Source organism: Archangium violaceum Cb vi76 (assembly GCF_000733295.1).
GTDB lineage: Bacteria > Myxococcota > Myxococcia > Myxococcales > Myxococcaceae > Archangium > Archangium violaceum.
The window spans coordinates 26,372-38,566 of record NZ_JPMI01000028.1 but is presented as its reverse complement, the minus strand read 5'-3'; the positions used below and the strand labels follow the sequence as shown (position 1 = coordinate 38,566).

The following is a 12,195-nucleotide window of genomic DNA, read 5'->3' as shown; positions in this document are numbered from 1 at the left end:
AAGGCGCGACCCAGGCCGTTTTTCAGGCCGAGCCGGTTGAGCTCAGCGGCGATCCGCGAGTCGCTGTACTTCTTGCCGGCCAATTCACGGACGACAGCAATCACGGGCTCGGGCGTTTTGTGGGAGTCCGCCAGGGTGGGGCGAGGTACCAGCAATTCACTGATGGCGCCTGTCTTCCAGAGAATGCGAATGCGGGTTGCTCGCTCAGGCACGTCCACAGGAGAAAGCACGACATCCTGGATGAGGAGCCGAAGCATCCGCTTCTTGTCCACGGTGGTAGTGGTGGGGGCGCTCCACAGCCTCGGCAAGTCTCTGGCCAATGCGAGGATGCCTTTCTTGTCCTGTGCCGAGAGCTCAAGCTTCTGCCTGCCTCTGGCCTCCTCGTATTCATGCTCCACCTGAGCAAGCTGCTGGAGCTTCTCGTTCCAACGTGTCTCCAACGTGCGTGCCACTATCCGGTTTTCCGGCTCGACCGCGTTGTACTGACGCTCGGCACGCTGGGCCTCGTAGCGCGCTCGCTCCAGACGCAGCTGCCATTGCCGCGCCAGGCTGTCGGCCTGCCGCTCCACCTCCTTGAGCACGGCGAGCGAAAGGTCCAATTCGGGCGGGGCCATCACCTGCAGGAAGAGCTCAACCACCTTGTCGTCAATGCGATGCGCGACGGTAGACCAGCAGGGGCTTTCGCCGTACGCGGTCCGCAGGCACTCGTAGACAGGGGTATTGGCATGGGGAAGGCTCGTGTACATCCGCCGTCCACACCTGCCACAAAGGACGAGTCCCTGCAGCAACGCCTCGCCACGACGAGCCGCGCCGTGCTGGTGCACGCCATGAAAGCGGATTGCATTCTCCTCTATCCGTTTCAGATTCTCCGTATACTCCTCCCAGGAGATGTATGCCGGGTGGGCATCCATCACGAAGGCGTGCCACTGCTCGGACGTGGCGAGTCGTTCATGCTTGCGCCGTACCTCTCCCTCCACCAGGACGCGTCGTTCGCGATTGCGGCCCCATGCGTAAGCCCCCGCGTAGGTGGGATTGCGCAGAATATTCAGCGCGTGCTCGGTGGTGAGTGGGTGCCATTGGATTTCGGAGTGGCCGCCGCGATGGGCATGTCGCGAGGGAAAGAGCAGACCGTGGTGGTTGAAGTAACGTACGGCGCGGGCCACACTGCCATCCAGGCGGAAGCGCTCGAACAGAAGGCGGATGGCCTTCTGCACCTGCTCGTCCGGGTCGAACACGAGCGCGCCATTGTCGAAGACATAGCCTGTTGGCGGAGGGTAGACGAGCTCGCCTTTCTTCGCCTTGTGCAGCAGCCCTCCTCGCAGCCGCTGGTGCATGAGGTGAATCTCGGCGTCGCTCATGGTCCCCTTCATGCCAAGCACCAACCGGTCATTGAAGTCGCTGGCGTCGTAGATGCCCTCCTCATCGATGATGAGCGTGTCGGCCAGCGCGCACAGGTCCATCAACCGGTGCCAGTCAGCCGAGGAGCGCGCCAGGCGCGACACCTCCAGCGAGAAGATGGCCCCCACCTTGCCAAGACTGACGTCGGCGGCCAGCCGCTGGAAACCCGTGCGGTGAGTGGCACTGGTGCCACTCTGGCCGAGGTCCTCATCAATGACTTCTATGTGAGCGCTGTCCCAGCCAAGCTTCTTGGCGAGCTCCACCAGTGCGTACTGCCGCTCGGTCGACTGCTGGTGCTCATGGACCTGCATCAGGGTGGACTGGCGGATATAAACCAGCGCTGGCCTGTCCAAGTGCTCGGACCGAACCTTCTCGCTCATCGCTTACCTCGCGTCGGCTGGGGGCGGGCCTTTGCAGGGCCTTCAACAGCACGCTGGCCAGGACGCCGAGCCACTCGTGCTTCATCGCCTCTGGTAGTGCGGCGTAGAGCGCGCTGGGGGGGGCCACCTGAGGGGGGCTCCCGGAGCCGCTTGTTCGCCGAGCTGGCTTCTTGGCCCTTCCCATCGGTGCGATTGCTCAGGTCATCAACGAGCGCGCGCAGCTCGCGCAGTCTGGCCGGGTGCAGCTTTGGACTCTTCCCTCTGACCTTGAGCGGCGCTGCCCAGGGGCGCAAGTTGGTCCAGTCAACAGGGAGGACCGCCGGATGCCCATCGGGGAAGAGGACGTTGACACAGGGGCGGCCGAGCTTGCGCTGGTATCCCAACAGCGCTAGCTCGCGGCCTTCGAACGGATGGAGCGGGTGGGTGATGCGCACCGAATCTAACGGCGGCTGCATCCATGACGGGGTATTTTGAGATGGGCTTCCCGGAGCCCCTCTTCTCCAAGGCGTTCGCGGCGGCGGTGACGATGGGGCTGTTGCTGACGTACAGCGCGACGGAACTCTACAACGTGGGGCAAGCATGCCTGACGCTGTACCGGGAAGCGGAAGCAGCGAGGACGCGGGAGGAACTGAAGGCGGCAGCGGAGCGCTTCGGGAAGGCGCTCGGCGGGGTAGGGCTGAGGGTGCTGGTGACGGTGGCGGGGGCGAAGCTGGTGCGGGGGTTGCCGGAGGTGCCGAAGGGAGGGCTGTGGGCGAGTGTGTCACCGCCGCGCTTCTCCATGGCGGGAGGAGGCATGAAGGCCGGCTTGAGGGTGGGCGCGGGGACAAGGGCGCAGGTGAGCGTGGCGGACGGGACAGTGGTGCTGATGGGGGTGACGGCGAGCACGACGACGGTGGCGGTAGCGTCGGCTGTGTCCTCCGCCCGGACGACGGGGGCATGTGCGGAGTCGGGGCAGGACGGCCACAAGCGCCACCACCTGTGCACCAACAAGAACGACATCTCCGAGAACAACGGTGGCCCGTGGACGCCCCGGTTCGAAAAACTCTTCGCGCGAGCGGGGATGGGCCTGGATGATCCGGCGAACATCATCTATCTGCGAGACCACCAAGGGCCCCACCCCGAGGCGTATCACCGCGAGGTTCACAAGCGATTGAATGACGAGCTTGGCGCTTGTAGGACCCGGGCCGAATGTCGAGCGAAACTCATGGATGAACTCGACAGGATTGCAGGAGAAGTCTGTACGCCTGGCTCCACGCTCAACAAGCTCATCAGGAGAGAGCCATGACTGCTCAGATGAAGTATTATGAGATATACGACGACGTATACATTCCAGGGCGCTGGGATTTGAGCATGCCTCTCTTCAAGGATGGCGAGGACGAGGGAGGGCGTGAGGACGATGACGAGCGCGAGTTGTTCGACATCTGGCGCTTCAAGGAAGGCCGAGTCCTGGAAATCGAGAGACCGATCCGCTTGTCCATGAAGCCGGCGGGAATCGCGCTCGAATACAGTGAATCCATGGGGATTCCCATCGTCCATCGACGCGTGGTCTCGCTCTTCGAGCGCTTGGGGCTCCAGAAAGAAGTGCAGTTCATCCCCGTGGAGGTGGAGGGGCAGACGGAGTCCTGGTTCATTCTCAATGCTCTACACGTCATCCGATGCATCGACGACGCTCGGTGTGACGAGGTTTTTTATCGGCGACCAGAGGATGGCGAGCCAGACAGGGTAGGCCAGTACAAGAACGTACGAGGGCTGAAGGTGAACCCGGAGCAGATAGGGGGGGCCCATATTTTCCGCCCCTGGGGCTGGCTGGTTGTCCTCATCGTCTCCGAGCGCCTCAAGCGGGCGATGGAAGAAGAGGGCATCACCGGTATCAAATTCATCGAGGTCTGAGCCGGATGGGTCGCCTGTCTTCAACGGCGGTTTGGCTTCGGTGGCGCTCGGCGGCGCGATGGAACTCGGTGAGGGCCGCGTTCTCCGGGGGGAGCTTCAATCCCGGTCCGGCGCTCCCAGGGGGAAGAGCCGCCGGAACGGCCGCGCCTCGTCCACCGCCCGCGCGAAGGATGGGCGGGCCAGCAACCGCGCGCGGTAGGCGCGCAGTACGGGATACGCCTCGGAGATCCGATGCGTCCAGTCCGCGTAGAACAGCGAGGGTGCGGCCGCGCAGTCCGCCAGCGTGAAGTCCGCACCCGCGGCCCAGGTCCTGCCGGAAAGCTGCCCTTCGAGCCACGCATAGGCGCGTTCCAGCTTTTCCACGGCAGCTGCCAATCCTTCCTGGCGCTTCACCGGATTGCCCGTCAGCGCACCGTCCACCGCGAGCTGCATCGCATTCATCACATGCAGGTCGAAGAAGCGGTCGAGGAAGCGCACGTCCAGCGCGGCCATCGGATCCGCGGGCAGCAGGCGCACGGGCCCGGGATGCACGAGCTGCAGGTACTCGATGATGATGCTGGTCTCGACGACGGTGCGCTCTCCGTCCACCAGCAGCGGGAACTTGCGCAGCGGCCAGCGCCGCAGCCACTCGGCCGAATGCTGCGGCTTATCCGGCCCGAGGCTGCGGAACTCGAAGGGCGTGCCGTTCTCGTACAGCGCGATGAGCACCTTCTGCGTGTACGAGGAAAACGGATGACCGTAGAGCACGAGCGACATGTTGGGACTCCTGGTTCAGACCATTTGCCTTATGCAAGTGGTCCGCGCCATAGTCCTTCCACTTGCGTATTGCAAGGAGTTGTTCAAGGAGAATGGCCTTGCCGCAGACAGGGCGATCCGGCTGTCCCATCAACCTGACGCTCGAGCAGCTCGGCGACCGCTGGAGCCTGATCGTCATTCGCGACGTCATGTTCGGGAACAGGCGCACCTATGGCGAACTACTCGAGCGGAGCGAGGAAGGCATTGCCTCGAACATCCTCGCGGACCGGCTCAAGCGCCTGACCGCGTCCGGCCTGCTGACGCGACGCCCCGATCCGAATCACCGGCAGAAAGGTATCTACAGCCTCACGGAGGCCTCCATCCAGCTCGTGCCCCTGCTCGCGCACATGGGCGCCTGGGGCCGCCGGCATACGCGCCCGAGCAGGGAATTGTCCGTGCGCGCGGAGCTGCTGGAAAAGGGCGGCGCTCCGCTGTGGAACGCCTTCATGGCCGAGCTGGCCCACCTGCACCTCGGGGCGCCTCGTCCGGCGCGCTCGGTGTTCGCCGAATTGCAGGCCGCGTACGAGAAGGCGCTCGCGCACCGTGCCCTTTGACTGGATGCGTCAAGGCCCTGGGAAGAAACCGCTCGGAGCCTCGAGCCGATAATCCCAGCGGACGTTCGTTTTGAAACGAGACCCGCCATGACCCTCCGGATCCCACCTTCCTCCCAGCCTCGGACCTCCCAGCCCTCCAAGACGGAGACCGAGAAGGCCGCTCCAAGGCCCGCCGAGAACAAAGTGGCCGCGGAGCGGATGAAGGACCGGATGGAGCTCTTCAAGACGGTCAAGGCGCCAGTCAAGCAGCTGTTCAACGAGTTCAAGCTGCCCGAGAAGCTCGGTGGCCAGCGCACCACGGAAGATGCCCTCTCGGAGATGGATACGCTCTTCCTGGGGCCGGAGACCCACGGTAGGTCGGATGGTGGCGCCACGGTGGTGCGGGATGCGCCGAACGTGAATGACCGCCGCGACACCGGCGGTGGAGTCGGCCTGGGCGGCATTCTCGGAAACAGCAAGACCCCCAGCTGGAGGCGGGCCGCAATGTGCCGGTCGCGGTGTCCTGGGGCGACGGCTACCACAAGCTGCTCGTCACCGGCACCGAGACCATCGACGGTCAGGAGTACATCAAGTACATCAACCCCTGGGGCCGCGAGGAGCGCATGCCCCGCGAGGAGTTCGAGGCCCGCCTGGCGGACATCAATTACGATCCACGGGCCCAGTTGCAGGCCAGCCTTGGCGGCCTGGGGGGTGGGATCGTCCCGCAGCCGAAGCCCACGCCGTCGCACCGTTCGGATGGCGACCTGGACCGCGAGCGGCTGCAGCGGTACGTGCAGGTGCGCGGCTAGCCCTTCCGCGCTCATCACCGTCTCACCGAGGACCTCCCAGGGTCCGGACGAAGAACTGGTTGATGTCGTCGTGATAGTAACGCCTCGCGGTCGAACTGGGGGCTATGGGGCTGCCCCGGCATGATGAGCAGCTCGAAGTGCTTGCCCGCGTGGATCAGTGCGTCGGCCATGCGCATGGTGGTCGAGAGAGACGCGTTCACGTCGCTGGTGCCATGCATCATCTTGAGCGTCCCCTGGAGGTTCCCCGCCAGGGCGAGGTTGGACCCGGCCTGGTAGCCAGCGGGGTTCTCGCTCGGGAGACCGAGATAGGGCTCGTTGATGATCGCTTCCTGAGGGTCGGCTTCGCCGCGTCCTCGGCCTTCGGGGTCCTGCCCCGAATCGTGCTCCGGTTCCGGTCTCGGTTCCCGGAGGTGTCACTCGAGCTCGACGATCGTGAGAGGTTGGATCATGGCGCCGCGCTCCTCGCGGGCGAGCTGGACCTGGCGATCGTCCGGGCCCCATTCCGGCATGAGGGCGTGACAGTGGAACGGCTGCTCCGGGAACGCTTCGTGCTCGCGCTCCCGGTGCGGCACCCCAGGGCTCGAGAGAAGGTCGTCGCCCTGTCGTCGTTGGCGAACGAGCCCTTCATCCTGTTCCCACGGCACTCGGCGCCCGGACTGCATGACACGATCACGAGCATGTGCATCGGCGCGGGCTTCTCTCCACGCATCCACCAGGAAGCCGGCTCCTGGCCATCGGTCATCGGCATGGTGGAAGCGGGGCTGGGACTCACCATCGCACCGCTGTCGGCCAGGGCCCTCCGGCCGAAGGGGGTCGTTTTCAGGGCGCTGCGCGGCGCTCCTGGATGGGCGGAACTGGCGGTCATCTTTCCAGGCCAACGACTCTCGCCCGCCGCGGCGCACTTCCGCGCGATCGCCCACGAGATGACCCGCTCGCATGCTGGAAAAGATTACACCGGGAGTGTTAGGATTCCTATGAATTCAAGTTAAAGGAGAAAGACATGACCAGGTGGGGTATCCGGTTTTTCATGACAGCGGCGCTCGTCGTGGGCGTGAGCGCATGTGGTGGACCCGCTTCACCTGGGAGGGAAGCGGCGGAGCCCGGGGCCGTGGCCTCGGGTCCATTGCACTCGGAGCGAGGCGGAATCGGTCTGGTACCGGTGGAGCGAGGGGACGTGTCCGCCCAGATGGTGGTTCCCGTGGATCCCCGCCGCTCCCTGGCGGTGACGGACAAGGGCATCCTGGCCAGCTTCCCGCTGCCGGCGGTGCTGGGCCAGATGGTGGCGCAGAACGGTGGGATGGGCTTCACGGCCACGCAGCTCTTCCGGCAGCTCTGGGACACGCAGAACCCGGCGCCGGGACAGCCGGACCTGCCGTTCAGCCCGCACTGCACGGACAACGCCGGCACGCTCAACGGCTTCCCCTATCCGTGCCGCCCGGGCGAGGGCAACCAGGCCTCGCCGGCCGTGACGCCGTCCATCAATGACTACGTGGCGGTGGGCCTCTACAACCGTTTCGATCTCGCGCCGACGGACGGCTCGGACTGCGGCGAGTACCGCATCGTCTTCGCGAAGAGGGCGGGTGTGGGGCCCGGCCGCAACTTCATCATCTTCGAGGCGGTGCTGCCCAACCCGCGGCAGGACCTGGGGCTGGAGGGCTGCCGGGCCGTGGCCGACTTCTGGTCCGATCTCACCGCGGATCCAAGCATCCCCTCGCGCGCGACGAAGCTCAGGGACTTCTATTTCATCGGTCTGCCCGGCTTCCCGCCCGTCATCGACATGCACCACTACGGCTTCAACCCGTTGAGTCTGGGGCAGGTGCGCACCAATCAGTTCATCCAGGGCCCGTGGCTGCTGCGCGAGTTCAAGCTGGTGCGCTCGTGCCCCCCCAGCGGGTGCACCCTTCAGTTCGCCCCGGTGACGGTGAAGACGAACCCCTGGGGTGACCTGTTCAACCCGGCCTCCGCGCACCCCCTGGCGCCCGCCTTCCAGAGCGCCTTCCTCTCGCAGGTGCAGAGCCTGGCGGTGAATAACGTCAACACCTTCAACTACACCATGGCGGACATCTTCAATGTCGGGCAGAGCGACTCGCAGACGCCAGGGACGGTGGATGACTACGTGGCGCTCTTCGGCCTGGGCCCAAGCGCCTTCCATACCAACATCCAGGCGCAGCTCACCGCCATGGGCAGTCCGCTGACGCCCCGGGACATCGTGGTCCGGGCGCAGGCGCTCTCGTGCGGTGGGTGCCACCAGCGCAGCAACGGCCAGCCGCTGGGCGCGGGGCTGACGTGGCCCTTCTCCGTGCGCTTCGTCCACAGCAGCGAGTTCGATGATCCGGCGGACCCGACGCGCTTCGACATCTCCCCGGCGCTGCGCACCACCTTCCTGCCGCACCGCAAGATGGTGCTGGAGAACTTCCTCACCACCCCGGTGCGCGCCGCCGCCTTCGTCAGCCAGAGCGTGCCCCTCACGGTGACCGCGGGCTCGCCCTTCTCCGTCACGGTGACGATGAAGAACACGGGCACCTCCGCCTGGACGGAGCTCAACGCCTTCCGCCTGGGTTCGCAGGCGCCAGCGAACAACACCACCTGGGGCCTCAACCGCGCCTTCCTCACTCCCACCGAGACGATCCACCAGGGCCAGCAGAAGTCCTTCACCTTCACCGCCACCGCCCCCGCCGTTCCCGGCCTCTACTCCTTCCAGTGGCAAATGGTGCAGGACGGAGTGGGCTTCTTCGGCCCGCTGACACCGGGCGTCAGCATCAACGTCACTCCATGAGCTGACGGCCCGGGGTCGTGAGGCTCCCGGGGGCTCGCAGGGCAGTGGTTCGCACGGCTTCCACCCCGCCGGAGCATGACGGGGTGGAGGTAGGACCGGGGGTCCAGCGTCCCCATCCGTGTCTGGGCTCAGGGGAGGATGGACTGGGCCTTCCGGGTCGCCGCGGAGACCGGCAGGTAGCATTTGCCCTGGTACTCGGCCTGGGTCTCGAAGCAGGGCGGGCGTTTCTCCAGCGCTACCCAACACCCGCCGTTGATCTCCACCTCGCCGCGCTTGGGCCTGCAGGGGGCCTTGGCCTGGTCGCGGAAGGGACCTCCGGGCATGGGATAGGTGATGGCCGCCAGGCTCTCGTCATCAGGGCTGAGCGAGGCGGGCGAATCGAGCCGGGCCGCGGCCTCCGCACCCACTCCATGGGCCGTGCGAGCACCGGGCTCCGGGCCCTGGTCGAGGCCGGTGATACCCAGCCAGAGGCCCACGCCGAGGGTCAACGTGGCGAGGCCCGCGATGGCACGCCCCCGCCGGGAGCGCAGCCACCGGCGCGAGCGTCCGAGCCATCTGCGTCGCAGGCCAATGGGCTCGCGGGTCAGGTGGGCACGGGTCTCGGCGTTCCGCTCCAGCCGCTCGACAGTGGAGGCCAGCAGGTCGAGCAGCTCCGCCAGGGCCGGCAGCCGGCCCGAGCCCGGGGCGTGCTCCACCTCCAGCGCGACGTAGGGCGGTGACTCGTGCGAGGAGGCGGAGATACTCCAGTCCTCCATGGGCTCCCAGTCCGCGTTCCGGTCGGGCATGAGCACCAGGGCCGACGCCCCGGTGTCGACGTTGTGTGCCTCGTAGACTCGGCCCAGGCCCGCTCCGAGCTCCTTGTGCTTGAAGCGCCTGCCGAGGTGGAACGGCCCCAGTCTTCCGCCCTTGAAGGGTGATTCGTCGGCCATGTACGGCCTCCTTCCGCCCACCCTTCTATCACCTCGCGAAATGGGAGGCCGCACCTCATCTGGGAGGTCACCTCAATGGGAGGGCCCGTTCCTCCCCATCACCCAGGGCGGCAGGTGTAGTACTGCTTGTTGTCGCAGTTGGAGCCGAAGCACCGGATGCCGCGGATGAAGAAGCCGGTACGGCTGATGCTGGCCACCTGGAACGGGCTGTTCTCCTCGGAGTAGGTGCCGCTCGTCCACGCGCACTGGGTGGGGGCCCGGTTGGTCTCCGTGCACCGGATGCTGAGGTTGTCGCAGAAGTCCCCATGGCACTGGATGCCGGTCATCCACTCGTTGCCGGAGCAGACGCCCTCGTGAGAGCCCTCCTCCGAGAAGAACGGGGTGGAGGAACTGGCGCCGAACGTGAGGCCACTCACCGCCACGCAGTCGATGGCGACGTTGTCACAGAAGCGCCCGCTACAGGCCACGCCCGCCACCAGGCGGCTGTCCAGACAGTTCACCGGCGGAGACTCCTCCGACGTGTAGGCCGTCCACAACGTGCTCTGGATCTGCTCCAGCGAGTCAGTCCCGTTGCCAGCCAGTGCCTCCTCACCGGGTGACATGCCGCAACCCACCGCCCCGACGTGCAGGGCCAGGCCCAGCACGGTGGCCTCGAGGAGGGAACGCATCGAGAGCAATGGCTTCATATTCAGACCTCGTGAGCAGTGGGGGCCTTCTGGCCCACACATGTGAAAGCAGGACTTCACGAAAAAAGCAGAAATTACAGTGAACCAGTGTTTGCCCCGAGTAAACAGGTTTTTCACTTTTCCTGATTCGGGCCGGGCGCACGTCGGCCGTGCGTGCCCGGTGAACTCGGTAGACTCCGCGCGGCCGGGGCCCCCTCGGCCCGAACTCCAAGGCCCACCATGTCCCTTCCCGTCTCGCGTGACGACATCCGCGCCGCCCACGAGCGCATCCGCCCGCACATCCGCCGCACGCCCGTCTTCTCGCTGCCGCACGGGGCCCTCGGGCATGACGGCCCGGTGAGCCTGAAGCTCGAGTTCCTCCAGCACGCGGGCTCGTTCAAGCCACGCGGCGCCTTCAACACGTTGCTCACGCAGCCGGTGCCCAGGGTGGGCGTGGCCGCCGCGTCAGGCGGAAATCACGGCGCGGCCGTGGCCTACGCGGCGAAGCAGCTGGGCATCCCCGCGCGCATCTTCGTGCCGGAGATCTCCAGCCCCGCGAAGGTCGAGGCCATCCGCCGTTTCGGCGCCGACGTCGTCATCGGCGGCCAGCGCTACGCCGACGCGCTCGCCGCCTGCGACACGTACGTCGCCGAGACGGGCGCGCTCTCCATCCATGCCTACGACTCGCTTCCCACCCTCCAGGGCCAGGGCACCGTCGCCCTCGAATGGGAGGAGGATGCGCGGGGGCTCGACACGGTGCTGGTGGCCGTTGGTGGCGGAGGACTCATCGCCGGCATCGCGAGCGCGTGGGCGGGGCAAGGCATCAAGGTCGTCGGCGTCGAGCCGGAGGGCTCTCGCGCACTGCACGCCTCGCTCGAGGCCGGCCGGCCCGTGGACGTGACGGTCGAGTCGATCGCGGCGGATTCACTCGGGGCGCGCAACACGGGCGAGCTCGTCTTCTCCATCGCGCGGGCCGCGGTCGACCACGTGGCGCTGGTGAAGGACGCGGCCATCCGCGAGGCTCAGCGGACGCTGTGGCGCGACTGGCGCATCGCCTCCGAGCCCGGGGGCGCGACGGCCCTCGCCGCGCTGCTCTCCCAGTCCTACCGGCCCCAGAAAGGCGAGCGCGTCGGCGTGCTCCTGTGCGGCGCCAACGTGGAATTGAGCAAGCTCGCGGAAATTCCCTGAGCCCGCTCCCTCGAGGAACAGGGGCGTTGTGCGTGCTGGGAGCCGGCCTAGAGGCAGTAGTACAGGTCGCTGATGGCGGGGGTCCTCTGGTTGAGGCAGAGGTAGCCGTACGCCGGGCAGACCTTCCCGCTCGGGCTGGTCGGGCACCGGGGGTAGTAGGTGGGGCACACCGGATAGGGGGCGGAGCCGCACGGCATGGAGCCGTTGAGCGTCCACGTGCAGTCCTCGGTCACCGTGCGGCTGGTCGAGGTGAGCGCGGCCGAGCAGGTCGACCGGTTGCCCGCGCTGTCGATGACCATGGGCCAGGCCTTCACCACCAGGTTGCGGGGGCCGCAGCGGATGCCCGTGGTGCTGAAGTACCAGGTACCCGTCGCGCCCACGCGCTCCTCGGTGCCGGACAGGACGCCATCCACGAAGTACTCCAGCCGCACCGCGTTGGCGCCCGGAGTCACCGTCCAGGTGCCGCTGGCGGCCATCTCTCCCTCGTACGTGCTCGCCCCCGAGACGACGAGTGACGTGACGGACATGCCCGAGCACAGCTCCGACTGCTGGGTGCCTGGCACCTCCTCGGACAGGTTCGGGTCGGTCCCGGTTCCACCGCAGGCCACCATCAGCCCGCAGAGCACGGCACACACGAGCGGACGCATCGATTCACGCATCATCTGGGTCTTCCTTCGGAGACGGGAGAGCGCTCCCGTCCTGTCATGCCGGAGTTCCGCCCCTGGATGTACGAGTTCTACGCGCTTCGCGGGTTTTCCGGCCTTACCAGGGAATTTCCATACCACGGTATGAGGCCGGATTGAATCGAAATCCCTTTTCGCGGGAATACGGG

General features: G+C 66.4%; 11 protein-coding genes and 2 pseudogenes. 7 read left to right on the top strand and 6 right to left on the bottom strand.

The features are described 5' to 3' along the window. The coding region (locus tag Q664_RS05455) for a recombinase family protein (protein ID WP_043390582.1) at window positions 1–1,778 on the bottom strand (1,778 nt) is incomplete at its 3' end. Window positions 1,779–2,259: 481 nt separating this feature from the next. Here Q664_RS05455 and Q664_RS05445 point away from each other — a divergent pair. Then, a pseudogene (locus tag Q664_RS05445) lies at window positions 2,260–3,063 on the top strand (AHH domain-containing protein); the annotation flags it as partial. After that, window positions 3,060–3,668, top strand: a complete 609-nt coding sequence (locus Q664_RS05440) for an imm11 family protein (RefSeq protein ID WP_043390577.1) — start codon at window positions 3,060–3,062, stop codon at window positions 3,666–3,668. The pseudogene Q664_RS05445 and the gene Q664_RS05440, both read left to right, overlap by 4 nt. A gap of 96 nt (window positions 3,669–3,764) precedes the next feature. On the opposite strand, the gene Q664_RS05435 is transcribed toward Q664_RS05440, so the two are convergent. Then, window positions 3,765–4,424, bottom strand: coding sequence for a glutathione S-transferase family protein (locus tag Q664_RS05435; protein WP_043390575.1), 660 nt, complete (start codon window positions 4,422–4,424; stop codon window positions 3,765–3,767). 92 nt (window positions 4,425–4,516) lie between these two features. On the opposite strand from Q664_RS05435, the gene Q664_RS05430 reads away from it, so the two are divergent. Together Q664_RS05430 and Q664_RS05425 are read left to right on the top strand one after the other, a co-directional pair. Continuing rightward, window positions 4,517–5,017 carry a winged helix-turn-helix transcriptional regulator gene (locus Q664_RS05430; RefSeq protein ID WP_043390573.1) on the top strand — a complete coding sequence of 167 codons (501 nt, stop codon included), beginning with the start codon at window positions 4,517–4,519 and terminating at the stop codon, window positions 5,015–5,017. 485 nt (window positions 5,018–5,502) lie between these two features. Beyond that, window positions 5,503–5,805 (top strand): hypothetical protein, encoded by a 303-nt coding sequence (locus Q664_RS05425; protein WP_043390572.1) that lies wholly within the window; start codon window positions 5,503–5,505, stop codon window positions 5,803–5,805. Between the two features lie 22 nt (window positions 5,806–5,827). Here the strand turns inward: Q664_RS05425 and Q664_RS60590 are convergent. Continuing rightward, window positions 5,828–6,137 (bottom strand): annotated as a pseudogene (locus Q664_RS60590) (alpha/beta hydrolase family protein); the annotation flags it as partial. Between Q664_RS60590 and Q664_RS05420 the strand changes: the two are divergent. Beyond that, a complete protein-coding gene (locus Q664_RS05420; RefSeq protein ID WP_235216569.1) occupies window positions 6,018–6,794 on the top strand; it encodes a LysR family substrate-binding domain-containing protein in 777 nt (258 codons plus the stop codon). The pseudogene Q664_RS60590 and the gene Q664_RS05420 overlap by 120 nt on opposite strands. A 185-nt stretch (window positions 6,795–6,979) precedes the next feature. Further along, window positions 6,980–8,581, top strand: a complete 1,602-nt coding sequence (locus Q664_RS05415; RefSeq protein ID WP_052517697.1) for an NBR1-Ig-like domain-containing protein — start codon at window positions 6,980–6,982, stop codon at window positions 8,579–8,581. A 128-nt stretch (window positions 8,582–8,709) separates the two neighbouring features. Here the strand turns inward: Q664_RS05415 and Q664_RS57355 are convergent, their stop codons facing one another. Both Q664_RS57355 and Q664_RS05405 read right to left on the bottom strand, forming a co-directional pair. Further along, window positions 8,710–9,510, bottom strand: coding sequence for a hypothetical protein (locus tag Q664_RS57355; RefSeq protein WP_043390570.1), 801 nt, complete (start codon window positions 9,508–9,510; stop codon window positions 8,710–8,712). Window positions 9,511–9,608: 98 nt separating this feature from the next. Beyond that, window positions 9,609–10,196, bottom strand: coding sequence for a hypothetical protein (locus Q664_RS05405; RefSeq protein ID WP_043390568.1), 588 nt, complete (start codon window positions 10,194–10,196; stop codon window positions 9,609–9,611). 219 nt (window positions 10,197–10,415) lie between these two features. On the opposite strand from Q664_RS05405, the gene Q664_RS05400 reads away from it, so the two are divergent. Further along, window positions 10,416–11,363: a threonine/serine dehydratase gene (locus Q664_RS05400; RefSeq protein ID WP_043390566.1), complete on the top strand. Its 948-nt coding sequence runs from the start codon at window positions 10,416–10,418 to the stop codon at window positions 11,361–11,363. A 47-nt stretch (window positions 11,364–11,410) separates the two neighbouring features. Here the strand turns inward: Q664_RS05400 and Q664_RS05395 are convergent, their stop codons facing one another. Continuing rightward, window positions 11,411–12,025, bottom strand: coding sequence for a hypothetical protein (locus tag Q664_RS05395; RefSeq protein WP_052517696.1), 615 nt, complete (start codon window positions 12,023–12,025; stop codon window positions 11,411–11,413). Between the last annotated feature and the right edge of the window lie 170 nt (window positions 12,026–12,195).

Bases quoted from the DNA above. Each gene is read 5' to 3' on its own strand.
- Q664_RS05440 (WP_043390577.1), top strand. From the start codon at position 3,060: ATGACTGCTCAGATGAAGTATTATGAGATATACGACGACGTATACATT.
- Q664_RS05435 (WP_043390575.1), bottom strand. From the start codon at position 4,424: ATGTCGCTCGTGCTCTACGGTCATCCGTTTTCCTCGTACACGCAGAAG.
- Q664_RS05430 (WP_043390573.1), top strand. From the start codon at position 4,517: ATGGCCTTGCCGCAGACAGGGCGATCCGGCTGTCCCATCAACCTGACG.
- Q664_RS05420 (WP_235216569.1), top strand. From the start codon at position 6,018: ATGCATCATCTTGAGCGTCCCCTGGAGGTTCCCCGCCAGGGCGAGGTT.
- Q664_RS57355 (WP_043390570.1), bottom strand. From the start codon at position 9,510: ATGGCCGACGAATCACCCTTCAAGGGCGGAAGACTGGGGCCGTTCCAC.
- Q664_RS05405 (WP_043390568.1), bottom strand. From the start codon at position 10,196: ATGAAGCCATTGCTCTCGATGCGTTCCCTCCTCGAGGCCACCGTGCTG.
- Q664_RS05400 (WP_043390566.1), top strand. From the start codon at position 10,416: ATGTCCCTTCCCGTCTCGCGTGACGACATCCGCGCCGCCCACGAGCGC.
- Q664_RS05395 (WP_052517696.1), bottom strand. From the start codon at position 12,025: ATGATGCGTGAATCGATGCGTCCGCTCGTGTGTGCCGTGCTCTGCGGG.